Below are 22,280 nucleotides of genomic sequence, written 5' to 3'. Positions count from 1 at the left end.
GATCTGGTCTATGAGCGTATCTTTACGTGGGACCAGTCCTTTTTATATGAATATTTCTACATGTATGAAACAATTATGGACGTTACACGTTCAAAATGTATATCTATTTAGAAAACCGGTTGTGGAAATCCTTTGTATCTATTTAATTCCTTGGCATTTAACGATATAATACTAATGATATGGGAGATAGGATGTGGCAAAATTGACCAAAATTAAGATTGTAACAGACTCAACAGTAGATTTATCAGATGAGGTCGTAAAGGAACTGGATATTCATGTAGTTCCTCTATCCATTTCAATCGATGGAGAGACATACTTAGATAGAGTAGATCTTTCACCGCTTAGCTTTCTGGAAAAAATGAAAGCTTCTAAGGAATTACCAAAAAGTTCCCAGCCGCCTGCAGGAACATTTGTTGAACTTTATGATGAATTAGGAAAAGATGGTTCGAAAGTTTTATCCATACATATGACAGGTGGAATGAGTGGTACAGTACGCTCAGCCGAGTCCGCTGCAGAAATGTCTTCATCCGATGTGGCGGTTGTAGATTCACGCTTTATTTCTAAAGGACTGGCCTTTCAGGTAATGGAAGCTGCCAAGCTTGCCAAAGAAGGAAAACCATTGGAAGAAATTCTGAAAGCAGTTGAAACGATCCGTCAAAATACAAACTTGTTCGTCGTGGTAGATACACTTGAGAACCTTGCAAAAGGCGGTAGAATCGGAAAGGGACGTGCCATGATCGGTTCATTGCTAAATATTAAACCCATCGCTTCATTAGAAGGAGGCGAATACACTCCGGTTGCAAAGGTTCGAAGCCATTCTCAGGTTGTAAAATACTTAACAACGCAATTTTTAGAAGATGTAAAAGGGAAGACAATTCGTGGTGTAGGGCTTGTTCATGCAGATGGTATGGAGCTCGCACAAAATCTTAAGGCTAAGATTATCGAGAAAACAGGTTACGACCAAATCGATATAGTTCCCACCACACCAATCATCAGTACTCACACTGGAATTGGTGCGATAGGGTTTATGTATTATACGGATTGATCAACCCAAAGGTGAAAAGAGGCTGGGACAAAAGTGTTTTAATCTAAGTAAAACCCGAACGAATCTGCTTTCTAGTAGACAGACTTGTTCGGGTTTATTATTTATTTCGGTACATTTGATTTTAGCGGTATTAAGAACCTACACTTCTATTGTTCGTCTTTATATCGTGGCATTTTAGTTTTGTCCCAGCCTCCTATTTCATTCAAAAAGACAGCAGAAACATCTGCTGTCTTTATTCATTATGAAGGCATAGGCGTCGGGGTAGGCTTAGCGTAACCTTCATTATATTGTTCATCAATAAAGTTTCTAATTTGCTTGATGGATTCACCATTCTTGTACTTCACAATGGATTCCGCCGCAATCTCCAAACACACCTGACATCTGGTACCGTGATCATCCCATACCACTTTTTCCCCTTTTATTTCATAAACAAAGCAATTCAGATTGCTCTCGTGCCCGGCAGAATCACCGCACCCGCAATAACAAGGGATATATTGTAACAGTTCAGGGTTTTTAGCAGCTGAAGAATAGATAAGCTTCATATTGTCGTCCTTATCATCGAGAAAAGAGGGTAGTGTATCAACGGAAGCCGTCTCCTCCCGAAGATCTCCATTGGCTGCTGTATGATCATGATGGGCTTCCTCCTCCTGAGTACTTGAACAACCCGCAAGAATACCTAATAAACTAAATACAACAGTGAAATATAATAAGAGATTTTTCTTCATATGTGCCCCTTTCCTATACGATTATATATGTATTGTACCACTTTTAAATAAGCAGGTTTGTATCTTTTCTTGATGATTTTATGAATCTTATTGCGTCCTCATAACCATTGCCATCATATCATAGAAGTATAATAGGTAAGAAGTATGTTCTGATCTCTCCAATAGATATAAAAGATTCTTTCTTAATACATTGAAATCAAAAGAAAGGAAGTGACCGGACTTGGCTGATAAGAAGAAAGTATTGGTGATTTCAGACTTTGGGATCGATGATATTGTCGCAGTATTATATGCTTACTATAGTGATACGATTGAAATTGTAGGCATTGTTTCTGATTATGGAAATGTCTCTAAAGAGAGTGCATTGAAAAACGTCAAATATCTTCAACGAATTACCGGAATCACCGATATACCTGTTATCGGGGGAGCGGTCTGCGCTTTAACGGGCATACAACCACAATTCTATCCTGATGTACACGGTATCGATGGCTTGGGGCCGATAACCCTTGATGATAAAGAACTCGACAACTCAGAAATAACTGAAAACTTTTATGAAATCAATGCGTTAATTAATAAGTATGCCGGTGAGTTATATATATACTCTGCTGGTCGACTGACTTCCTTGGCAACTGCCTTTGTGCTATACCCGGAAACAATGAAAAAGGTCAAAGAATTTTATGTGATGGGAGGTGCATTTCATGTACCGGGGAATGTGACCCCGACGGCAGAAGCAAATTTCTATGGCGATCCTTATGCTGCCAATATCTTGATTCAACTCGCCCCCAAACCAATTCATCTCATCCCCTTGGATGTAACCATGTATGCTCTTGTAACACCTGCTATGGTTGATTCTCTTCATGAATTTTATGTAAATTCAAATGACAAAGTTGGACAGATCATTAAGCCGATGGTGGATTATTACTATAAGTTCTATAAGAAAACGTACCCTGATATTTCGGGAAGTCCCCTGCACGACTTATTGGCAATGTGGACTCTTGCGGATGGCGATAAGATGATGTTTGAAGAAGTTCCTATCCGGGTTGCCACCAATACAGGCTGGACTTTTGGTCAGAGCATAGGGGACTTCAGGAAATCAAAGGAAAAAGAAAATTGGCAGGTCCACAAGATCGCAAAGCAGTTCAACTATGGGCAGTTTATTACAGAGGTATTCCAGACATTGAAATCTGGTCCGAGCCGATAGTTTATGAACAAATTGACGAAGTCATATAAATTTACATGTTCTTAATGATTTGTTTACAAAGGTTTCATCACGAAACAAGCGTGATATAATAATATTAAAGTGCAAGCGAGGTGACGCATATGAAAAAAATACCGATTATCATGCTCGCTTTTGTTTTTTTCCTGTCAGGGTGTTCGTTAGAAGATGCTGCTGAGCATATTACAAGAGAAGTATCCATATGGGATAAAGATAATCCGACCGAAACTTTCATACCGAAGAACTTAAAAGTTGTTTCAGTGGGCGACTCATTAACTCAAGGTGTAGGTGATAGTACGAAAAAGGGTGGATATGTCCCTTACTTAGAGAAACATCTGGAATCATTGGATGGAGTAAAAGACGCCCAGTTCCATAACTATGGGGTAAGAGGGAACCGTACCGACCAATTATTAAAAAGATTGAAAAAAGAAGATGTGAAAACATCGATCGAACAATCAGATTTAGTCATGATCACGATCGGCGGAAACGACGTTATGAAAATTTTTCGTGAAAATCTGTCCCACTTGAAGTTAGAAGTGTTTCAAGAAGAGAAACGAAAATACCAATTGCGGTTACAAGAAATCATCGAGACGATCAGGAGCTATAACCCAAACGCAGGAATCGTTCTTGTAGGGTTATATAATCCATTCAATACATGGTTTTCCGATATTGAAGAAGTCAACCAGGTGATTCATGATTGGAATGGTGCCAGCCGGGCGATTCTTTCAGATTATGATAAAACCTTATTCGTTAAGATAGAGGACTTATTTATTGATGCAGGGGATACTTTATTATTTGAGGACTATTTTCACCCAAATGACGAAGGCTATAAGATGATTGCAGACCGCATGTTTATAAACCTGACAAACGGGGAAACATTAGCTACATTGACAGATAGAACGAAACCTGTTGAGGAAGAGGAGCAGCCGTCATGAAGAACAAATGGAAGGTCGGTTTTTTTGTTCTTTTAGGAGTGGTATTCATAGGATTAGCCATCATTGTTTCAATGATGTTTATGCCGATTAAGGATGATGCACTGCCTGAAAACAGCAAAAACACCAATCAAGAAGTAGGATTTAACGTAGAAACAAACAAAAAGGACTTAAATCTGATTATTGAACATTATATTGAAGAAGAGGGAATGAAGGGACCTGTTGATTATGAGGTTCAGTTAAAAGACGACGTGGAATTAATGGGTTCTGTTCCGGTATTTACATCAAACTTAGACTTTAAATTGGATTTCGAACCTAAAGCTCTGGAAAATGGAGACATCCTCCTGAAACAGAAATCCATATCCGTTGGACAATTGAATTTGCCGGTTTCATACGTATTGAAGGTAATGAGAGATTCATATAACTTTCCGGAATGGGTGAAGATACAACCTACCGATGAATTAATCTACGTTTCATTACAGGACATGAAATTGAAGAGTGATATTAAAGTAAGAGCGAAGGAATTTAACTTAAAGGAAGATAATATTTCTTTCCGTTTATTAGTACCAGTAGATCGTGCTCAATAGGAAAAAGGTGGCTTCCATCAGGAAGCCACCTTTTTCGTATACGCGTGTAAGTAGACACTTTCTTAGGACAGATTCGAGTTTACCCTTTTAATAGAATGGCTTCTAATTCAGGGGTTCCGTTGGCTAACCCGACAGCTACGATGGTGTAAGCTTGATTGGGGCTAAATTTAACATTCGGAACACTCAGGACCGTATTTTTACTTCCTGCCACTCTTGCCTCCAGGTTGACTGTCATTGGAGTTAACCCAAGATAGTCGGTAGCTTGCTTGAAGGATACATTCGGAAATATGACGTCTCCACCTTTTACTGCGATATCCACTGCAGGGGCGTCAGGGGAAAGATGAATGAATTTAACCTTTGTTTCTCCGCTGGGAACCGTCGGATCATCAATGAACGGAAGGAGTTGTAGTTTATTAAGAGTACCTACAGCGGCGAGAGTATAAATTTTGCCTGGGTCAATTTTTACTTTTTTGCTTATAACAGTCGTCACACTTGTACCAGCAGGATAAACGTCAATATGATATTTCCCAGCCGGTAAAGTTAAATAATCACTTACATCCTTAAAGGCCACATCCCTTAAAACACGGTTTCCATTCACATAAACATCCACATTCGGTGCATCGGGTACAGCATGTAAAACGCGAACATAAGAAGGCTGGGTGGATGTAGTCAAATCAGCGCGCTGTGCTTGTAAAGCCATCCTCATGTATTTTAAATGTTTTTGATAGTAATGAATATGCATGGATGGATCTGTGTATTTATAATAACCGGATAATAAGTCATACATCGCTGCTTTATTCAAATAATCGTGTTGGCTCATCCGTATCTCTCCCTTTTGTTTATTAACACAATAGATTATGCGGAGGAGAAAAAATGGTGAAAGAACCTATTTTTTGAATAAATCAGAAATATTTCTTGCGTTATAGAAGAAAATAATGGATAATAAAATTACTAATTGAGAAAGTGGGTGATGACATATGAACGTATTATTGATTTGTTATACAAGTAAACTAAATATGCTTCATAATGGTTCTGCACGTCAACTCACTTTTAACGGGGTAATCTGATTTTTTATTCTTTCAAACTTGAAAATCCGTTGACGTGTCGAATCACGCAACGGATTTTTTTATTTTTGGGAGGAACTGAATTGGATAACAGAAAAAACGTATTTGAACTAATGGGCCACCTTGAAGAAGAAGGATACACGTTAGGAAGAGTTGTGACTGAACAAAAGGGAGCCTTCATGGTCATGACTAAAACAGGAGATCGATTAAGTAAAATCTCCGGGAAACTCAGGTTCGAAACGGTAAAGCGTGAAGACCTTCCTGCAGTAGGGGATTGGATTCTCCTAAGCGAAGAAGGCGCAATCATAGAAAAGGTGTTGCCCCGAACGAGTAAGTTTTCAAGAAAGAAAGCAGGGGAAGAAGCAGAAGAGCAAATCATTGCTACGAATATAGACACCGTATTTATTCTATCTTCTTTAAATGATGACTTAAACAGTAAACGGATGGAGCGGTATGTACTCCTCTGCTGGGAAAGTGGGGCAAATCCCGTTATCATTCTTACAAAATCCGATACATGTGAGGACATTGAGGAGAAAAAGAGAGAAGTTGAAAACGCATTGCTCGGGGTTAAAGTATTAGCCATTAGCGCTGTAAATCATGAGGGAATTGAGGAACTGCATCCTTATCTGGAGAAGGGCAAAACGGTTGCTCTTGTCGGTTCTTCTGGTGTCGGAAAATCGACCCTGGTCAATCTTCTTGTAGGAAATGACGTTCAGAAGACTAAAGAAATTAGGGAATCTGATGATAAAGGACGCCATACCACAACACACAGAGAGTTATTCTTATTGGATAGTGGTGCATCCATCATTGATACACCCGGTATGAGGGAGATTCAACTATGGCAGGGACAAGAAGGACTATCCACACAGTATAAAGATATTGAAGAGCTGGCACTTCAATGCAGATTCGCCGATTGCCGTCATGAGGATGAACCTGGTTGTATGGTTAGAGCAGCGATACAAGAGGGAACTCTGTCAGAGGAACGATTCGGGCATTATCAGAAATTGCAAAGAGAAATTGCCTACATGGAGAGAAAAGGGAATAAGCGACTGGAGTCGTTAGAACGAAAAAAATGGAAGAGTATCGGTAAGCAGAGAAAGCTTAAATATTAGATGTAAGAGGGGCCCTGGATGACTCCAGGGTCTATTTTTACATTGCTGTCTGTAAGCCAATTCGACAAGCTTAATATTTTCCCTTTTAACGTGAATGCGTTAAAATCTCTTACAAAGGGAATAGTGAGAGAGAATGAAATGGAAAGGATGATGAGCATGTCGGAAGCTTCGCAATATGAAAAAGCTACATTTGCCGGAGGATGCTTTTGGTGCATGGTGAAACCGTTTGATGAACAGCCGGGGATTGGCAGTGTAATTTCAGGTTACACGGGAGGAACCGTTCCGAATCCAACCTATAAAGAAGTATGCTCAGAAACGACTGGTCATTATGAGGCCGTTCAAATTGAATACGATCCATCAGTGTTTCCTTACGAGAAATTACTGGAAGTATACTGGCAGCAAATTGACCCAACCGATCCAGGAGGGCAATTCTTTGACCGTGGACATTCGTATAAAACAGTTATTTTCTACCATAATGAAGAGCAAAAGGTGCTTGCCGAACAATCTAAAGAGAAACTTAGGCAGTCAGGCAAGTTTCAAAAGCCGATTGCTACTCAAATTCTGCCTTCGAAGGAATTTTATCCTGCAGAGGAGTATCATCAGGGTTATTACAAAAAGAACCCTGGTCATTATAATCGCTACAGCCAAGGGTCTGGAAGAATGGCATTTATTGAAAATCATTGGGGGGAAGAGAAATGAGTAAAGAAGATTTAAAGAAAACGTTAACTCCGGAACAATATGATGTCACACAAAAGAATGGCACTGAACCTCCTTTTAGTAATGAGTATTGGAATACGTTTGAAGAGGGAATCTATGTAGATATCGTATCAGGTAAACCTCTCTTTAGCTCTAAAGATAAATATGATGCCGGCTGTGGTTGGCCAAGTTTTACAAAGCCGATCGACGAAGAGGAAGTCACTGAAAAGGAAGACCGCAGTCATTTTATGGTGAGAACGGAAGTAAGGAGTAAAGAAGCAGATTCTCACCTGGGTCACGTATTTAATGATGGTCCGGGACCAACGAAGCTTCGATACTGTATTAATTCAGCCGCTCTGCGATTTATCCCGGCAGAGAAGCTTGACGAAGAAGGATATGGGAAATATACAAAGTTATTTTAATATAATGAAGTGTTGTGAAAAACTTCACATATGTGCTAGAATAGATTTCTGATGTTTACATTGCGCTACATATGTGTATATAAAATATATATAGGAAGGTGAATGATCATGTTAAAAAAACTTTTCGGTAAAAAAGAAGAGGCACCTAAAACCGTTCATGCAGTTGCGCCTTTAACGGGTACATTAAAATCACTTGAAGAGGTTCCGGACCCAGTATTTTCTCAAAAGATGATGGGAGACGGGATTGCGATTGATCCTACAGTAGGTAAAGTCGTTTCACCTGTAGACGGCGAAATCATGCAGCTTTTCCCAACAAAGCACGCAGTTGGGATCAAAGCGAAAAACGGTGCTGAAATTCTTATCCACATCGGTCTTGAAACAGTATCAATGAACGGTGAAGGCTTTGAAGCACATGTTTCAGAAGGATCCAAAGTGAATATCGGTGATCCATTAATTACGTATGACTTAGACCTTGTGAAAGAAAAAGCAAAAAGTACCATCACACCAATCATCTTAACGAACGGTGATGACATGGCTGAACTAGTGAAAAAAGAATTGACGTCTGTGACAGCAGGACAAGATGAGGTATTGGAAATTTCATCTAAATAATATAGTAGGGAGGGACCGGCTTGATTGCCGGTCTCTTTTTTTAGGGTGTACATCGGGTTCGGAGCAAATCACCGCAATGTTACCCTAATCAGCTTATCAACTATTTCTCCTTCTTCGTCGTCATCCCACCAGACAATATAAACTTCATCGCTTCTTCAGATTTAATATCCAGTATTTCAATATCGCTTTTGGGAATTAAAAAGGTGAATCCTGCTACTTGAAACGTTTGAGGTACGTATACTGCTACGTGATCTTGCAGGTCATTATGCAAATCTGTAAGGTTTTCTGTCGTAATAAAGCCCAGGCATTTCATTGTTGTACCAGGCATTTTGACGAGTGCCACTTTGGAAAAGGACTTCTTTTCCCCTAAGAAAGAGTGAATGGTATCCTTGATGACCGAGTAAATCGTTTTGACTAAGGGGATTTTTTGTAAAAGGATGTCAACTATACGAATGATTGTACCCGTAAAAAACTTTGTAGATAGCCAACCGAGCATGGTCAATAGAACGATGGTTGCGAGAAGTCCAATACCGGGAATATAATTTTCATCAAGATAGGGTTTTAACACATTTCCTAATAAGCCATCGAGAAATAGAAACAGCTTATATACTACATAAGCGACCAACCCAATCGGAACAATTGTTAGAACACCGTTAATAAACGATTTTATAAACCATTTCATCCTGTCATTTCTCCTGTCTTCTCTTAAAACCTATTCCTATTATATAGAAAGCCTACAGTACAGAAAAGGAGTAGCCCTAAATAAATTAGGCAAATACACAAACCATTTATAGGTGAATGACATACAGTGTAATGTAAATAAATATTTTTTGAGGAGTGATAGGTATGAACTATGGTTATGGTTGTGATCCATGTTATCAAGGTGGATATGCTTATCCAGTTGCCGGTGTCAATAATTTTGCGTTGATTGTTGTGTTATTCATCCTGTTAATTATTATTGGAGCCGTTTGCTACTGCGGGAAGTGATTACAGATTTAGTTGTTATATGAGAAATGAAAAAGAGCCGTCACTCGACGGCTCTTTTTCAGTATTAAATTTTAAAACTTGAAATAAGTTCTTTCAATTTTTCTGCTTGTTGTGAAAGCTCTGAAGCGCTTGCTGTTACTTGTTCCATCGCAGCAGATCCTTCCTCAGATGCAGCCGCAGTGGTTTCTGTGTTAGAAGCAGTAGATTCAGCGATTTCATTGACCAAGGCAAATGAAGCGGCTACATCTTGACTTAGACTAAGGGTTTCCTGAATATGACCAACCATTTCATCCACTACCACCGTTGTTTTAGTGGTTTGGCTTAGAATATCTTCAAGGGAGGCGTTTGTTTCATTGGTGATTTCGACCCCTGCGATAACCTCTTTTACTCCATCCGAGTTTTGCTTAATAATGACATTCACTTCTTCTTGAATACTGTGTACGATTTCGGTTACACCTTTTGCCGCTTGTCGGGATTGTTCCGCCAGTTTTCTGACTTCATCTGCCACAACGGCAAATCCTCTACCATGCTCCCCGGCACGTGCCGCTTCAATGGCAGCATTCAAAGCAAGTAGATTGGTTTGTTCTGCAATGTCAGTAATGGTACCGATAATTGTCGTAATTTGTGATGAACGCTGTCCTAACGCTTCGACGGTTTCACTTGTATTGGACATGGTTTCTTCAATGTTCAACATTTTAGAAGAAGAGGCTTGAACGGTTTTGCCGCCTCGCTCAGCGACTACTCTCATATCACGAGCAGTTTCTTTAACTTGTTCAGCTTGATTGAATAAGAAACGGGCGGCTTCTTCCAAGCTATTCATTTTTTCTAATGAAGTAGACATCCGACTTGTTGTTTGATCGCTTCCAGCTGCAATTTCAGTAGATGTTTCTGCAATGGAAGTAATCGTCCTTGACGTTTCTTCGGCTGAAGCAAGAAGCTCCTGACTGCTGGCTGAAACGTTTTCTGCCATTTCCGAAACCTGCTTTACCAGGATGGCAATTCCGGCAATAAGCTGATTTGTATCAGATGCCAGGTCTGCTAGCTCATCCTTGGATTTCACATGAATTCGTTTTGTTAAATCTCCGCCTGCGTTGGCTATTTCTAAAATAGAGCGACTGATTTTCCTTGTATTCGTTTTAATTGTATGAGATAAAATGATTCCGAAGAAGATAGCCAATAAAACCGCAAATGCCGATAAGCCAATGGTAACGACTTTGGACAGGAAAACCTGTTGATTTAGAGAATCAATCCGATTATTCAGGTCCTTTTGTTGGTCGACCACAATCATATCTACATATGAGCGGATTCCGTCCAAATACTTCTTCCCCGTACCCGATTCAACGAGGGTTGCTGCTTGCTCAAGACCTTTATCCTTCCTTGTCTCGATTACCCGATCAACGAATTGAATCCAGAATCCATATTGAGCTTCGATCTTATCTAATTTGTCAAGCTGCTCCTGATCGTCCTGTAATAAAGTATTCAAGTCTTCGATGTGACTTTCTACCTGACCTTTACCATTTTGATAGGGTGCCAGAAATCCCGTTGCCCCTGTAATGACAAAGCCTTGTTCTCCTATTTCAATCTCATTTAATACCTTTGATAAATCCTTCACCTTCGTATCAACCTGCATATCGTATGTAATCAACGTGTTGATTTCTTTTCCCAGCTTCAGCATATTGAAGTAAGAAGTAGAGGCAAGGACTAAAAGGACAATGGTCAATAGACCGAAAGACAGAACCACTTTTCCCCGGATTGTCCGGAAATATGAGAAGGCTCCCAAGGTCTTTTTCTGTTTTTCTTTCTTATTTTTCTTCGTTTTTGTTGCTTTTTTTAGATGTTTTTCTCTTGTCTTTTTCACCATTTCCCCCTCCTGAAGATAAGCAAAAAGTAGCATCATAGGATGAACTTACCATTATTTTATACATATCGACCTAATTTATCTAGTCACTTTGTAAACTTTTTGTCGAATTTTTAAGAATCTTAGTACATTTCACTCAATAAACTCTTGATGAGAGAAAAAATGCTGTTTTTTTTTACAAGGTCTTTGAGCTTTAATAAAAATTCATTTGTACTATTCTTTTTTCTTAAAGAAAAGAAAGATTCTGTTTTTCATACATATGAATAATGGTAGGGAAATCTTTTTATGCATCCAGATGAGCGAATCGAAAGAGAGTACGAATCTGATTCTTTCAGGAGGGGGATTATGCCTCATTCGCATTTAATAAAGCCGTTGATTGGTGAACACTATCCGACAATTGATTACGGAAAAGGTGTGTATTTGTACGATACTGATGGCCGGGAGTATATAGATGCTTGTTCTGGTGCAGTTACGGCAAATGTAGGACATGGTATGGAAGAAATTCTTCAATCCATTGTGAATCAAGGAAATAAAGTGGCATTTGTGTATCGCTCTCAATTCAGTAATCAGCCTGCTGAGGATTTAGCGGCCTTTCTTCACGATAAGACAGGCTATCCATGGAGTTTCTTCGTTAATAGTGGTTCTGAGGCGGTTGAGACGGCCATCAAAATTGCCATCCAGCATTGGCAGGAACAAGGGAAACCGATGAAAAGAAAGATTTTATCCCGATGGCTGAGTTACCATGGTATCACTTTCGGTGCATTATCCGCATCAGGACATCCATCCAGAAGAGAACGATTCGACTCCTTTTTAGGTGACTGGCCGACCATTGAGCCGCCTTATTGTGCTCACTGTCCTTTCGGAAAAACATATCCATCATGTGACCTTGCCTGCGCTTCTCAATTAGAAACGATGATCAGCAGAATAGGAGCCGATAATATTGCTGCATTTATGGCAGAACCGATCATCGGTGCGGCAGGTGGGGCGATTACTCCTCCAAAAGGTTATTATAAACGGATAAAATCAATCTGTGAGAAACATGATGTTTTGTTTATTTCAGATGAAGTGATGACAGGCTGTGGTCGGACTGGAACCTTTTTAGCTTTAGAGCAGTGGCAAGTAAAAGCCGATATTGTAGCGATAGGGAAAGGGCTGAGTGCCGGGTATGCCCCAATTGCTGCAACGCTCATTTCCGATAACATTATGGAGCCGATATTGAATGGGTCGAGAGTCATTATGAGCGGTCATACCTATAGTGGAAATCCAATGTCTGCAACAGCAGCACTTGCTGTTCTAAAACTGATTGATTCAGAAAAGATGATTGAAGGTGTCGATCATAAAGGAACCTATTTGAAAAATCTTTTGGATAAATTAAAAACTGAATTTTCCTTTGTGCAAGATGTGAGAGGAAAAGGACTGATGCTGGGAATAGAGCTGAATTCCTTTGGAGCTCCATTTACTTCTTATATTGTTCAAGCCGGGGTAGAATGTGGGATTCTATTATATCCCGCAGCTGCGGGGATAGATGGGAGGAAGGGATCCGCCATTATGGTTGCTCCTCCATTGAACAGTTCGAAAAGGGAGCTCGAGGAAATGGTAAAAAGACTAAGAAGAACCTTTCAACTAGTAGATGAGAATTGGAAGGAGATCTAAATATGTCCCGTCTTCATAATAAAAGAAGCAGCTATGAAAATATAAAACATTTTTTTAATGATGGAATGACCTTGATGTTTGGCGGATTTGGAGGGGTGGGTTCTCCTCCTACTATATGTAAGCACTTATTGGATTGGGGAACGAAGGATATCACGATTATTGGAAATGATACAGGATTTCCTCATATCGGAATCGGACAACTGGTTGCACAATACAGAGTCAAGAAGGTGATAGCCTCTCATATCGGGTCTAACCCGGTAGCAGGTCGATTAATGAGTGAAGGGAAGCTGGAAGTTGAATTCTCTCCTCAAGGGATATTGGCCGAAAGAATTCGGGCTGGTGGAGTGGGGTTGAAGGGTATCGTAACCGAAATAGGTGTGGATGATCCTTATTTAAATAAAGGAAAAGAGATACTGGAGATAGATGGGGACCGTTACTTATATGAAACAGCCCTGGTTGCAGAAGTTGGGATAGTATATGCCCAAAAAGCCGACACATATGGGAACCTTATTTATGATAAAAGTGCCAGAAATACGAATCCACTTGTGGCTATGGCAGCAGATATTACGATTGTAGAGGCAGAGGAAATTGTGGATGTCGGCGAGTTGGATCCTGAGGAAATTGTTACGTCGGGTGTTTTTGTAGATCATATTGTGTTATCTAAAGGAGTCGACTGGAAATGGGCATGGGAAACGAATTGAAGGATAAGTTAGCTAAGCGTGCGGCTTTGGAAGTGAAAGAGCATATGATCGTAAATTTAGGGATCGGAATACCATCTCTTGTACCCAATCATCTCCCCCAGGCGTTTCCCGTTGTTTTTCAATCGGAGAACGGGATTATTGGAATCGGACCTGCGCCTGGTGAAGGGAAAGAAGACGAAAACTTGTGTAATGCGGGAGGATACCCTGTTTCATTAATGAATGGAGGCTGTTATACAGATAGTTCCATCGCATTTGCCATGATTCGCCGGGGCAAAGTCGATTTAACGATTCTCGGTTCCCTGCAAGTTAGTGAAAAAGGCGATCTTGCCAATTGGATCATACCAGGCAAAAAAGTACCGGGGATGGGAGGTGCGACGGAACTTGCCTCGAAGGCGAAGAGAGTCATCGTGCTCATGACCCATTTAGATAAAAAAGGTGGAAGCAAAATCGTTCGGGAATGCACGCTTCCATTAACGACGAAATCGTGTGTTTCAATGATCATAACGGACAGGGCCGTATTTACCATTGAGGATGGTCGTATGATATTAAAAGAACTCTTTAAACCATACACACTTCAGGATATTGAAGAGACAACAGATGCTCAATATACCGTGAGTCCCGCTATCAAGTATGTAGATTAGGAGGAACCGATTTGGAAACTCACCGTCTCATCAAGGAAATAATAGAAGAAAAAAAGAAAAGTACAATCAGGCTCCTGCAAAGGATGGTGCAGGAAGATAGTGTAAGGGGCAATGAATCTAAGGCACAGGCGATTGTCATCGAGAAATGCAGGAAGCTTGGCTTGGAGTTGGACATTTGGGAAGTGAAAGAATCGGATGTATTGGATCATCCTTTTTATCGTTGTGATCGTGAGAACTTCGAAGGCAACCCAAATGTAGTGGGTGTGTTAAAAGGGACAGGTGGAGGAAGGAGTCTCCTGTTAAATGGGCACATCGATGTCGTACCGGAAGGGGACAGGGAGAATTGGACATATGATCCTTACGGTGGTGTGATTGAAGATGGAAAGCTTTACGGAAGAGGTTCAACCGATATGAAGGGGGGATCGGTTGCTTTACTCCTTGCATTGGAAATTGTGAAAGAGTTAAACATTCCACTGAAGGGTGATATCTTCTTTCAAAGTGTGATAGAGGAGGAAAGTGGCGGGACCGGGACGCTTGCCGCCTTAGTGAGGGGGTACAAAGCAGATGCTGCCATTATTCCCGAACCCACCAACATGAAGATCTTTCCGAAGCAACAGGGATCCATGTGGTTCCGCCTGAAAGTAAAAGGGAAATCGGCACATGGGGGCACAAGGTATGAAGGGATAAACGCCATTGATAAAGCCTATACCGTCATTCAAACTCTTCAAGAATTGGAATCATCCAGAAACAAGAGGGTGGACGATCCGTTATATAGAAATATTCCCATCCCATTACCCATTAATATTGGAAGAATTGAAAGCGGGAAGTGGCCGTCCTCCGTTCCTGATCTTGCTATCATAGAGGGCAGGGTGGGGGTTGGCCCATGGGAGTCCTTACAACAAGTAGAAAAAGAGGTAGAAGATGCCCTCTCGAAGATGAATGAGGTTGATTCATGGTTTGATCATCATCCTGTGGAAATCGAATGGTTTGGTGGAAGGTGGCAGCCGGGTGACCTTTCCTGTGAACATGAATTAGTGGAGAAGCTTTGCTATCATGCCAATGAAGTATTGCAAACCACTCCAATCATTGAAGCTTCTCCCTGGGGAACGGATGGTGGAATCCTATCTAAGGGAGGGAATATTCCGGTCGTCGTATTTGGTCCAGGAACAACTGAAGTGGCTCATGACGCAAACGAATACATCGAATTGAATAAAATCTACCAAACTGCTGAAATCCTTTCCTTATTTATTTTGGATTGGTGTAATAAAGAGTCATAATTTTCCTCTTTATGGGTATAGAGTATTAAATGGTGATTTAACCCTTTCACAATCCGTTCGTTGGTCATCTTCAATGTAATCTTATAAACTTCATATCATCCAAAGAAGGAACAACTCTCATGATTAAAGACATAGGTTGTTCCTTTTTATAGTGGTTTGTTTCATAACTTACCTTATCACTTCATATGTTGGTAAAAAAGGGGCTTATGAGAATGCAAACATACGAATATATTAAAAAACCGAAGATAGAAGCCGCCATTTATAAGGATGGCTATAACAGAAGACTGCGGGTGGATGAGTTTAGAGGGAACCCGGTATTACTGTGGGAGTATGTGAAGAAAGAAGCTCAGTCCAATCTTTATGAAAAGGTAATTGTGAAAGCAAGGCGGGATCAATCTCTCTTTTTTTTCGAAAAAGGGTTCATCTTGGAGGGGGGAGTAAACGCTTACTTTAATGGGGATAAAGCATTTTTTATGAGTAAGTTTTTAACGGATGAAAGAAGAAATAGCTCGTACTGGAGGGATGAGGATGCCATTCTTCAATCCGTCCAGGAGCTCGGAAGACACGAAAGCGGAGGTCTTATACCGATTTCCGTCGCAACCCAAGACCATGCAGGGCAGCTGGCCGACCTTTATCAGGAGGTATTTAAGCTATATCCTGTACCATTACACAATCCCGACTATGTGAGAGAGTCAATGAAAAGTGGGACAATCTTTGTTTATATCGAGGAGGAAGGAAGAATCATCAGTGCTGCTTCCGCCGATGTATCTTCAACCTGTAAGAACGCTGAACTGACGGATTGTGCTACACGCTCTTCCTATCGCAAAGGCGGGTATATGAAGCATCTGATCCGAAAATTGGAATGGGAACTGCTTAACCGCGACATTTTCTGTGCTTATACGATTGCCAGGGCACTTTCATTTGGTATGAATGCGGTATTCCATCAGCTCGGATATCGATACGGTGGAAGACTGGCGAACAATTGCATCATCTTCGACAAAATGGAAGATATGAACATTTGGGAAAAAGATTTGAGTGTAATGTAAAAGGATGAAAACCGATTTGGATTCTATTTCATAGGCTAATGTATAGTTTTGTTCCTGGTGGAAAGATACTTTTGGAAAGTTGGTGGAGTAGATGAAAATGAATCTTTATAAACCGAAAAGGGATTGGAAGGATATTGAGCTTTGGAAAGACGTAACGGATGAACAATGGAATAATTGGTTATGGCAGCTGACAAACACCATCAGAACCCTTGATGACTTAAAGAAAGTGGTAAACCTGACACCGGATGAAGAGGAAGGTGTAAGGATTTCGACTAAAACGATCCCCCTTAATATTACTCCTTATTATGCATGGTTAATGAATGAGGATGACGCGCGCTGCCCTATCCGGATGCAATCCGTTCCAATCGGTCAGGAAATTCATAAAACGAAGTATGACCTGGAGGATCCTTTACATGAAGATGAAGATTCTCCTGTTCCCGGATTGACGCACAGATATCCTGACAGAGTGTTATTTCTCGTAACAAATCAATGCTCCATGTACTGTCGTTACTGTACGAGAAGAAGGTTTTCGGGACAAATTGGAATGGGCGTACCAAAGAAGCAACTTGATGCTGCCATTGAATATATACGGGAGACTCCCGCTGTAAGAGACGTACTGCTATCGGGTGGGGATGGTCTACTGATTAATGACCAGATTCTTGAATACATCTTAAAGAACTTAAGAGATATTCCACATGTTGAGATCATACGGATTGGAACGAGGGCGCCCGTCGTGTTTCCACAGCGGATTACCGAAAACCTGTGTAATATCTTGAAGAAATATCATCCAGTGTGGTTGAATACTCACTTTAATACATCGATCGAAATTACGGAAGAGTCCAAGAAAGCGTGTGAGATGCTCGTAAATGCAGGAGTTCCTGTAGGGAATCAAGCGGTTATTCTCGCCGGTATAAATGACAGTGTGCCTATTATGAAAAAGCTTATGCACGATCTTGTTAAGATCCGGGTACGTCCATACTATATTTATCAATGCGATTTATCAGAAGGAATCGGGCACTTCCGCGCACCTGTTTCCAAAGGACTGGAGATTATCGAAGGCTTAAGGGGGCATACATCCGGCTATGCCGTACCGACCTTTGTGTTGGATGCCCCAGGTGGTGGAGGGAAAATTTCCCTGCAACCGAATTACCTTATATCTCAAAGTGCTTCTAAAGTGGTCGTCCGTAATTTTGAAGGAGTCATCTCCACCTATCCGGAACCGGAAGAATACGTAGCAGGCAGGGCAGATGATTACTTTAAAGAAGTGTATCATGATGAAGAGATTAAAGAGCCTACCATTGGAATTGCCGGCTTGATGAATCAAACCCATTCTTCCCTCACCCCGAGTGGACTTAAGCGTTTGGAACGGCGAAAGGAATACCAGGAAAATCCGGATCATAATTCCCTTAAGGACTTTAGAGGGAAGAGAGATCAGCTTAAAGAAAAGAAGCATAAAGCGATGCTAACGAAAATGGAAAAAGATAAAAATGATGATAAGGAAAAAACCATCAATGGATAAAAATAATGCAAAAGTGTGCGAATGGTGTGAAGAAGAGACAGCTCATGAGGAAAAATCGAACGTGTATTGGGAGCTCCCTGATGGTTCAAGAGCGATTCAAATCTCGATTGTCCCCAGTATGAGCTGCAGTCATTGTGGAATGGAGTATCAGGAAGAAGCGGTCATCAATGAAATAGAAGACCAGCTTATGTTAATCGACACCAAATTAATCGATAAAGTGATCACGTACACAGATTTAATGGAACTTCCCCGGTTACTAAAGAAAAATTACTTTCGGTATTAACCGTGGGTCATACAGGGGAAAAGCACTCACCTAAAGCAAAAACTTTACGAATTCACCTTCTTCGGCTATCCTTTTAGAAAAGAAACAACAAGGGTAGGTGGAACAGGTGAGAAAATCCTTTTATCATTATTTAATGAAATACAGGCAACCTACTGCCAAGGATGAATTAACTCATTTCGCAAATTCGGCTTATGATGATCATAGCTTTCCTAAACAATCAAAGCAATACCATGAGATTAGTTCTTATCTTGAAATGAATGGTCATTATCTTGAAAGTATGTCCATTTTCGATATGGCATGGGACGCCTATTTATTAGAAGAAAAAGTGTAACTAAATAACCTTAAAGTCAATGAAGCCAATGGACCGACATTTGTTCTAAACAAATTGTCGGTCCATTTTTAAAAAGGCTTTTCGTGTATACCGATATGCTTGTTGTTGCATATCATATAAAAAAGGCGATTAAGGGTGAGGGGAGAATGAAGAAACGAAAAGAGCCTAGATTCAGAGTTGGAGAAACGGTAGTTGTAACAATTTATGGTACTGTCGGGAAAATCACCGATATTAAGAAACTCGATGGTGAGTTTTTATATGAGGTAAACGAAAGTGAAGGACTTTTCAAGGAGAAATCATTAGAATTGCTTGATTCTTATGATGGATACATTTTTGAACAGGAACAGATCGATATTGAATATAAATTTCTATTCGGAGATCTTGTTATTGTCAAGGGGTATGAAGAGGATCTCTTTAAGGTGGTAGGATTCAGGACGGAAATATGGCGTTATAAGGACGATGCCTGGGAAGATGTTATTTATGAGTTAATGAGAATTACAGATGGTGAGTGGTTGGAAGCAGACGAAGATGAAATCACCTTAGTTGCAGATGAAGAGCAAGCAGAAGCCTTTATTAAGAAATACGGATTCGTATTTCCGCAGAAAAAAGAAGGCAAAATAAAATCCCTTCGTTCACCTGCTCACCCAAAACCAAGTTGGATTGATCAGCTTCTGGACCATTATAATGATTACAAAGCACTGTATCTTCTCTTTGAAGATACTAAATATAAGAATAAGATGGACTATGTGTTAGAACAATTGAAAACTCATACAAACTCACAATCTATTGTTAAAGAGAAGGAATAAGCCACATGATATACAGAAAAACCGGAACGCTTATGATTAAAAATGATAGCAATACAACGCGAAGAATCCACTGCATTCCTGAGACAATCATTCCCTCACCATTTTCTAAATCTTTTAACATCATTTTCGTTTTTTGAGTAAATGTGTTTAACATCGAATCGCTCCTTATCTTTGATGATAAAGTCTATGCTTGTCTTTTAAGTCTTATGAAAACTTTTTTCTCATAGCATAACTGGAAGCATTCTGTCATAAATTGAGAATCAAAGGGGGCGATCACATGCGGGAGATAGAAGTCTTTATCGACACCGAGGAAATTGCCGAGTTCTTCATGAAAGAACTCGTTCAAAGAGGATATGTACCGTCAGAAGATGAGCTGGAAGAAATAGCGGATATCACATTCGAGTATCTGATTGCCAAATGTATCATTGATGAAGAATGGGAAGAAGATGTATAGGATCTTTTCAACCATCGAAATGGGAGTCACATCGTAAGGAATGTCCTTTCACATAATGGGATTAACTCTTAAGTGTCTGTCATGTTTTTCGGGTTCTAGAAAAACATGGAGGCACTTTATTTTGAGTTAATCCCTCTTTAGATTCACAAGTAATGAGGTAAACGCTTTCCACTTTTTGGTCATAGAAAAACGATCAGGTACCATCATCGTCATAAGAGGTGCCATCACTTCGATCGGCTGGTCAGTAAACCAGTCAGACGAAGAGAGTGTGAAAGAAGGCATGTTATCCCAGACAGAACATAAAGTTGGACTATATAGACGGGTTTTTTTATTTTCCTTCGAATAAATGTGAGGCCAGTAATCCGCTCTCGATCCGCTGTGGCAATGGTGAATCGCAAATGAGTATGCAGTTGGAAAGACAGAGTGATTAAATAAAATTCCGTATAACCTCTTGCCTAATAGAATTCTGTGCTTAACCTGTTCAAAGTGAGAGACAGAAAGACCAGCCAGATAGAAGGGGGATTGTTTTCCATATGGGAAGAGAATAGAAGTGAATTCTAAACGATCCTGCAACAGGAATAGCCATTCATCCACTCCAGTTGGTTTCTTCATACCTGTTAATATTCTCTTTTGAATCATATGCTGTTCATTCATGATGAGCCCTATAGTTAAAACTTGTTTATTGCCCGTTGTAAGAAAGTCATTCCATATACTTTCCATGAACATGGAAACGTTGAATTTTTTTAGAAGATGAAAAGAAGGATGCCCCGTTCTTTTCCAATGTTCATATAGTAATAGTTGAGGATACGCATCTTGAAAAATGGCTGCGTTACACAACTCGAGAAATGAGAAAAACGCATTTTGCTCTTTTTTGGACAAGACGAGTGAAATCAGGTTATTTCGAATGTCAGTCATATGATAACCAGCATTCCTGGATACCATATGAGCAAGAAACGACCAGTGGATTTCAGGGTGTTTCTTGAAAAAATCAAGGTAACATGCAGTTCTTGTTACGTTATTGAGATTAGCATCATTTACTTTCATGACAATCTGTTCATACAGTTCAAGATCCTGATGGAAATTAACAATCGGAGCAGGCTCTTGGATTGCTTGATTATAAAGCTCACAAATAGATTCCTCTTTAAGAAGCGGCCTCGTATGGTCATTGTTCCCAGTCTTGATAAGGTTTAAAAACTTCTGAAACGGTGAATAAATCAAGGGATCACGCTCCCACAAGATATTTTTTTATGTTTGAAACTAATTTCAAAATGAAACGTATATAGTAATACAAGTGGAAGAGAAACATTTTGGGGAGGTTTGCTTATGTTAAAGAAAATAATTAAAAGTCTGTTAGGTTCGAAACATCATCGATACAGCTCAAGTGATGCGTGGAGAAAGCATAAATCACCTAAACATAAACATTTTGGACATCAGCATTATAAGAAGCATAAGAGTAAAAGCTTTTTTTCCAGCTTTTATAGCAGCTGATGGAATGAGAGGAAATGGGATATGCCACTCACGCTTTTTCGCAGACTGATCGATGGCTTTGAACAGACGTGGAAACCGGGGGAAAACATCAATGGCTACCATATCATCCGATTAGTTGGAAAAGGAAGCTATGGTACTACTTACTCGATCATCGACCACTCGAGTGGAAAAGAAGCCATATTAAAAAGAATTCGCCCTTACAAAAAGTTATTTTCTAATCACGTCCAATATGTTCAAAATGAAATGAATGCACTACAAACTTTATCTCATCCTCAGTTTCCATCCGTTTATACAGCAGGTGAGTATAGGAAGACTCCTTATTTCGTTATGGAAAAAATGGACGGTCAAACATTTGAGGAGTTAATTTTTCAGGAAGGAAAAACATACTCAGAGGGAGAATCACTAAAGTTAGGTGTACAATTGGTTATCCTCGTTCAATGGATCCATGAAAATGGATTCGTTCACAGAGACTTAAGGATCCCTAATATTCTACTGGATCATGGAACGCTTCAAATAATAGACTTTGGCCTTGCTTGTGAAATGAATGCAACACCAGAGACTACCCCAGGGAAACAGAAGGATTATATGAGGGATAAATCCAAGAAGAGTGATTTCTACGCAATCGGCCATTTTCTGTTGTTTTTATTGTATTCTTCTTATGAACCGACGATGAAAAAGGAGAGAAGCTGGGAAGTAGAACTTGCCATTCAGCATGATACCAGAATGGTGATCAGAAGACTTCTGCAGATTGATTCAGGGTTTAGGGACGCTGAAGAGATTCTGGAGGAATTATACCGAGTGATTGACACATTACAAGAACGATAATCGAGG

General features: G+C 40.1%; 27 protein-coding genes. 21 read left to right on the top strand and 6 right to left on the bottom strand.

Annotation, left to right across the window (positions count from 1 at the left end):
• Positions 1-202: 202 nt before the first annotated feature.
• The gene (locus ACOSV2_RS07075; RefSeq protein WP_428974538.1) at positions 203-1,045 is read left to right on the top strand and encodes a DegV family protein; all 843 of its coding nucleotides are present in this window, start codon (positions 203-205) and stop codon (positions 1,043-1,045) included.
• A gap of 239 nt (positions 1,046-1,284) precedes the next feature.
• Here ACOSV2_RS07075 and ACOSV2_RS07070 read toward each other — a convergent pair whose 3' ends face one another.
• Positions 1,285-1,770 (bottom strand): PCYCGC motif-containing (lipo)protein, encoded by a 486-nt coding sequence (locus ACOSV2_RS07070; protein ID WP_428974537.1) that lies wholly within the window; start codon positions 1,768-1,770, stop codon positions 1,285-1,287.
• A 220-nt stretch (positions 1,771-1,990) separates the two neighbouring features.
• Between ACOSV2_RS07070 and ACOSV2_RS07065 the strand changes: the two genes are divergently transcribed.
• From ACOSV2_RS07065 to ACOSV2_RS07055, 3 genes are all read left to right on the top strand, one after another.
• Positions 1,991-2,968, top strand: coding sequence for a nucleoside hydrolase (locus ACOSV2_RS07065; RefSeq protein ID WP_428974536.1), 978 nt, complete (start codon positions 1,991-1,993; stop codon positions 2,966-2,968).
• Positions 2,969-3,087: 119 nt separating this feature from the next.
• A complete protein-coding gene (locus ACOSV2_RS07060; protein ID WP_428974535.1) occupies positions 3,088-3,918 on the top strand; it encodes an SGNH/GDSL hydrolase family protein in 831 nt (276 codons plus the stop codon).
• A complete protein-coding gene (locus tag ACOSV2_RS07055) occupies positions 3,915-4,502 on the top strand; it encodes a YpmS family protein (protein ID WP_428974534.1) in 588 nt (195 codons plus the stop codon). The genes ACOSV2_RS07060 and ACOSV2_RS07055 overlap by 4 nt, the downstream gene beginning before the upstream one ends.
• A gap of 79 nt (positions 4,503-4,581) precedes the next feature.
• Here ACOSV2_RS07055 and ACOSV2_RS07050 read toward each other — a convergent pair whose 3' ends face one another.
• Complete coding sequence (locus tag ACOSV2_RS07050) at positions 4,582-5,322, bottom strand: DUF4397 domain-containing protein (RefSeq protein ID WP_428974533.1); 741 nt, start codon at positions 5,320-5,322, stop codon at positions 4,582-4,584.
• A 327-nt stretch (positions 5,323-5,649) separates the two neighbouring features.
• Between ACOSV2_RS07050 and rsgA the strand changes: the two genes are divergently transcribed.
• The 4 genes from rsgA to ACOSV2_RS07030 all read left to right on the top strand — a co-directional run bounded on the left by rsgA (position 5,650) and on the right by ACOSV2_RS07030 (position 8,405).
• Positions 5,650-6,678, top strand: a complete 1,029-nt coding sequence (rsgA, locus tag ACOSV2_RS07045; RefSeq protein ID WP_428974532.1) for a ribosome small subunit-dependent GTPase A — start codon at positions 5,650-5,652, stop codon at positions 6,676-6,678.
• Between the two features lie 156 nt (positions 6,679-6,834).
• On the top strand, positions 6,835-7,377 hold the full coding sequence (gene msrA, locus ACOSV2_RS07040; RefSeq protein WP_428975077.1) for a peptide-methionine (S)-S-oxide reductase MsrA: 543 nt from the start codon (positions 6,835-6,837) through the stop codon (positions 7,375-7,377).
• Complete coding sequence (gene msrB / locus ACOSV2_RS07035; RefSeq protein ID WP_428974531.1) at positions 7,374-7,796, top strand: peptide-methionine (R)-S-oxide reductase MsrB; 423 nt, start codon at positions 7,374-7,376, stop codon at positions 7,794-7,796. The genes msrA and msrB overlap by 4 nt, the downstream gene beginning before the upstream one ends.
• A 108-nt stretch (positions 7,797-7,904) precedes the next feature.
• Positions 7,905-8,405 carry a PTS sugar transporter subunit IIA gene (locus ACOSV2_RS07030; protein WP_113970793.1) on the top strand — a complete coding sequence of 167 codons (501 nt, stop codon included), beginning with the start codon at positions 7,905-7,907 and terminating at the stop codon, positions 8,403-8,405.
• Positions 8,406-8,505: 100 nt separating this feature from the next.
• Here ACOSV2_RS07030 and ACOSV2_RS07025 read toward each other — a convergent pair whose 3' ends face one another.
• The gene (locus ACOSV2_RS07025; protein ID WP_428974530.1) at positions 8,506-9,087 is read right to left on the bottom strand and encodes a DUF502 domain-containing protein; all 582 of its coding nucleotides are present in this window, start codon (positions 9,085-9,087) and stop codon (positions 8,506-8,508) included.
• A 164-nt stretch (positions 9,088-9,251) separates the two neighbouring features.
• Between ACOSV2_RS07025 and ACOSV2_RS07020 the strand changes: the two genes are divergently transcribed.
• Positions 9,252-9,392 (top strand): YjcZ family sporulation protein, encoded by a 141-nt coding sequence (locus ACOSV2_RS07020; protein WP_113970745.1) that lies wholly within the window; start codon positions 9,252-9,254, stop codon positions 9,390-9,392.
• A gap of 64 nt (positions 9,393-9,456) precedes the next feature.
• Here the strand turns inward: ACOSV2_RS07020 and ACOSV2_RS07015 are convergent, their stop codons facing one another.
• The gene (locus ACOSV2_RS07015; protein ID WP_428974529.1) at positions 9,457-11,253 is read right to left on the bottom strand and encodes a methyl-accepting chemotaxis protein; all 1,797 of its coding nucleotides are present in this window, start codon (positions 11,251-11,253) and stop codon (positions 9,457-9,459) included.
• A gap of 342 nt (positions 11,254-11,595) precedes the next feature.
• Between ACOSV2_RS07015 and ACOSV2_RS07010 the strand changes: the two genes are divergently transcribed.
• The 9 genes from ACOSV2_RS07010 (at position 11,596) to ACOSV2_RS06970 (ending at position 19,507) form a co-directional block, all read left to right on the top strand.
• Positions 11,596-12,903, top strand: a complete 1,308-nt coding sequence (locus ACOSV2_RS07010; RefSeq protein WP_428974528.1) for an aspartate aminotransferase family protein — start codon at positions 11,596-11,598, stop codon at positions 12,901-12,903.
• A gap of 2 nt (positions 12,904-12,905) precedes the next feature.
• Positions 12,906-13,604, top strand: a complete 699-nt coding sequence (locus ACOSV2_RS07005; RefSeq protein ID WP_428974527.1) for a CoA transferase subunit A — start codon at positions 12,906-12,908, stop codon at positions 13,602-13,604.
• Positions 13,583-14,245 (top strand): 3-oxoacid CoA-transferase subunit B, encoded by a 663-nt coding sequence (locus ACOSV2_RS07000; RefSeq protein WP_428974526.1) that lies wholly within the window; start codon positions 13,583-13,585, stop codon positions 14,243-14,245. Before ACOSV2_RS07005 ends, ACOSV2_RS07000 begins: the two co-directional genes overlap by 22 nt.
• Positions 14,246-14,256: 11 nt before the next feature.
• Complete coding sequence (locus ACOSV2_RS06995; protein ID WP_428974525.1) at positions 14,257-15,522, top strand: peptidase; 1,266 nt, start codon at positions 14,257-14,259, stop codon at positions 15,520-15,522.
• Positions 15,523-15,734: 212 nt separating this feature from the next.
• Positions 15,735-16,568, top strand: a complete 834-nt coding sequence (gene ablB, locus ACOSV2_RS06990) for a putative beta-lysine N-acetyltransferase (protein ID WP_428974524.1) — start codon at positions 15,735-15,737, stop codon at positions 16,566-16,568.
• 91 nt (positions 16,569-16,659) lie between these two features.
• On the top strand, positions 16,660-18,087 hold the full coding sequence (gene ablA, locus ACOSV2_RS06985) for a lysine 2,3-aminomutase (protein ID WP_428974523.1): 1,428 nt from the start codon (positions 16,660-16,662) through the stop codon (positions 18,085-18,087).
• Positions 18,080-18,370 (top strand): YokU family protein, encoded by a 291-nt coding sequence (locus ACOSV2_RS06980; protein ID WP_428974522.1) that lies wholly within the window; start codon positions 18,080-18,082, stop codon positions 18,368-18,370. The genes ablA and ACOSV2_RS06980 overlap by 8 nt, the downstream gene beginning before the upstream one ends.
• A 106-nt stretch (positions 18,371-18,476) precedes the next feature.
• Positions 18,477-18,701 (top strand): YozE family protein, encoded by a 225-nt coding sequence (locus ACOSV2_RS06975; protein WP_113970954.1) that lies wholly within the window; start codon positions 18,477-18,479, stop codon positions 18,699-18,701.
• A gap of 146 nt (positions 18,702-18,847) precedes the next feature.
• Positions 18,848-19,507, top strand: coding sequence for a hypothetical protein (locus ACOSV2_RS06970; protein ID WP_113970955.1), 660 nt, complete (start codon positions 18,848-18,850; stop codon positions 19,505-19,507).
• Here ACOSV2_RS06970 and ACOSV2_RS06965 read toward each other — a convergent pair.
• Entirely contained in the window at positions 19,491-19,661 is a 171-nt protein-coding gene (locus ACOSV2_RS06965) for a hypothetical protein (RefSeq protein WP_181778224.1), read from the bottom strand. The genes ACOSV2_RS06970 and ACOSV2_RS06965 overlap by 17 nt on opposite strands.
• 123 nt (positions 19,662-19,784) lie before the next feature.
• On the opposite strand from ACOSV2_RS06965, the gene ACOSV2_RS06960 reads away from it, so the two are divergent.
• Entirely contained in the window at positions 19,785-19,961 is a 177-nt protein-coding gene (locus ACOSV2_RS06960; protein WP_148969368.1) for a YozD family protein, read from the top strand.
• 126 nt (positions 19,962-20,087) lie between these two features.
• Here ACOSV2_RS06960 and ACOSV2_RS06955 read toward each other — a convergent pair whose 3' ends face one another.
• The gene (locus ACOSV2_RS06955; protein ID WP_428974521.1) at positions 20,088-21,179 is read right to left on the bottom strand and encodes a DUF2515 family protein; all 1,092 of its coding nucleotides are present in this window, start codon (positions 21,177-21,179) and stop codon (positions 20,088-20,090) included.
• Between the two features lie 105 nt (positions 21,180-21,284).
• Between ACOSV2_RS06955 and ACOSV2_RS06950 the strand changes: the two genes are divergently transcribed.
• Complete coding sequence (locus tag ACOSV2_RS06950) at positions 21,285-21,449, top strand: hypothetical protein (RefSeq protein WP_397553979.1); 165 nt, start codon at positions 21,285-21,287, stop codon at positions 21,447-21,449.
• Positions 21,450-21,470: 21 nt separating this feature from the next.
• Positions 21,471-22,274: a serine/threonine protein kinase gene (locus ACOSV2_RS06945; RefSeq protein ID WP_428974520.1), complete on the top strand. Its 804-nt coding sequence runs from the start codon at positions 21,471-21,473 to the stop codon at positions 22,272-22,274.
• The last annotated feature ends 6 nt before the right edge of the window (positions 22,275-22,280 follow it).

The sequence above is a fragment of the Rossellomorea sp. DUT-2 genome, assembly GCF_052665285.1.
This window is presented reverse-complemented; position numbering and strand designations above follow the sequence as displayed.

Bases quoted from the DNA above. Each gene is read 5' to 3' on its own strand.
- ACOSV2_RS07005 (WP_428974527.1), top strand. From the start codon at position 12,906: ATGTCCCGTCTTCATAATAAAAGAAGCAGCTATGAAAATATAAAACAT.
- ACOSV2_RS06950 (WP_397553979.1), top strand. From the start codon at position 21,285: ATGTTAAAGAAAATAATTAAAAGTCTGTTAGGTTCGAAACATCATCGA.
- ACOSV2_RS07010 (WP_428974528.1), top strand. From the start codon at position 11,596: ATGCCTCATTCGCATTTAATAAAGCCGTTGATTGGTGAACACTATCCG.
- ACOSV2_RS07055 (WP_428974534.1), top strand. From the start codon at position 3,915: ATGAAGAACAAATGGAAGGTCGGTTTTTTTGTTCTTTTAGGAGTGGTA.
- ACOSV2_RS07025 (WP_428974530.1), bottom strand. From the start codon at position 9,087: ATGAAATGGTTTATAAAATCGTTTATTAACGGTGTTCTAACAATTGTT.
- ACOSV2_RS06965 (WP_181778224.1), bottom strand. From the start codon at position 19,661: ATGTTAAACACATTTACTCAAAAAACGAAAATGATGTTAAAAGATTTA.
- msrB (WP_428974531.1), top strand. From the start codon at position 7,374: ATGAGTAAAGAAGATTTAAAGAAAACGTTAACTCCGGAACAATATGAT.
- ACOSV2_RS06970 (WP_113970955.1), top strand. From the start codon at position 18,848: ATGAAGAAACGAAAAGAGCCTAGATTCAGAGTTGGAGAAACGGTAGTT.
- ablB (WP_428974524.1), top strand. From the start codon at position 15,735: ATGCAAACATACGAATATATTAAAAAACCGAAGATAGAAGCCGCCATT.
- ablA (WP_428974523.1), top strand. From the start codon at position 16,660: ATGAAAATGAATCTTTATAAACCGAAAAGGGATTGGAAGGATATTGAG.
- ACOSV2_RS07060 (WP_428974535.1), top strand. From the start codon at position 3,088: ATGAAAAAAATACCGATTATCATGCTCGCTTTTGTTTTTTTCCTGTCA.
- ACOSV2_RS07050 (WP_428974533.1), bottom strand. From the start codon at position 5,322: ATGAGCCAACACGATTATTTGAATAAAGCAGCGATGTATGACTTATTA.
- msrA (WP_428975077.1), top strand. From the start codon at position 6,835: ATGTCGGAAGCTTCGCAATATGAAAAAGCTACATTTGCCGGAGGATGC.
- ACOSV2_RS06960 (WP_148969368.1), top strand. From the start codon at position 19,785: ATGCGGGAGATAGAAGTCTTTATCGACACCGAGGAAATTGCCGAGTTC.
- ACOSV2_RS07015 (WP_428974529.1), bottom strand. From the start codon at position 11,253: ATGGTGAAAAAGACAAGAGAAAAACATCTAAAAAAAGCAACAAAAACG.
- ACOSV2_RS07070 (WP_428974537.1), bottom strand. From the start codon at position 1,770: ATGAAGAAAAATCTCTTATTATATTTCACTGTTGTATTTAGTTTATTA.
- ACOSV2_RS07000 (WP_428974526.1), top strand. From the start codon at position 13,583: ATGGGCATGGGAAACGAATTGAAGGATAAGTTAGCTAAGCGTGCGGCT.
- ACOSV2_RS07020 (WP_113970745.1), top strand. From the start codon at position 9,252: ATGAACTATGGTTATGGTTGTGATCCATGTTATCAAGGTGGATATGCT.
- ACOSV2_RS06980 (WP_428974522.1), top strand. From the start codon at position 18,080: ATGGATAAAAATAATGCAAAAGTGTGCGAATGGTGTGAAGAAGAGACA.
- ACOSV2_RS06945 (WP_428974520.1), top strand. From the start codon at position 21,471: ATGCCACTCACGCTTTTTCGCAGACTGATCGATGGCTTTGAACAGACG.
- ACOSV2_RS07030 (WP_113970793.1), top strand. From the start codon at position 7,905: ATGTTAAAAAAACTTTTCGGTAAAAAAGAAGAGGCACCTAAAACCGTT.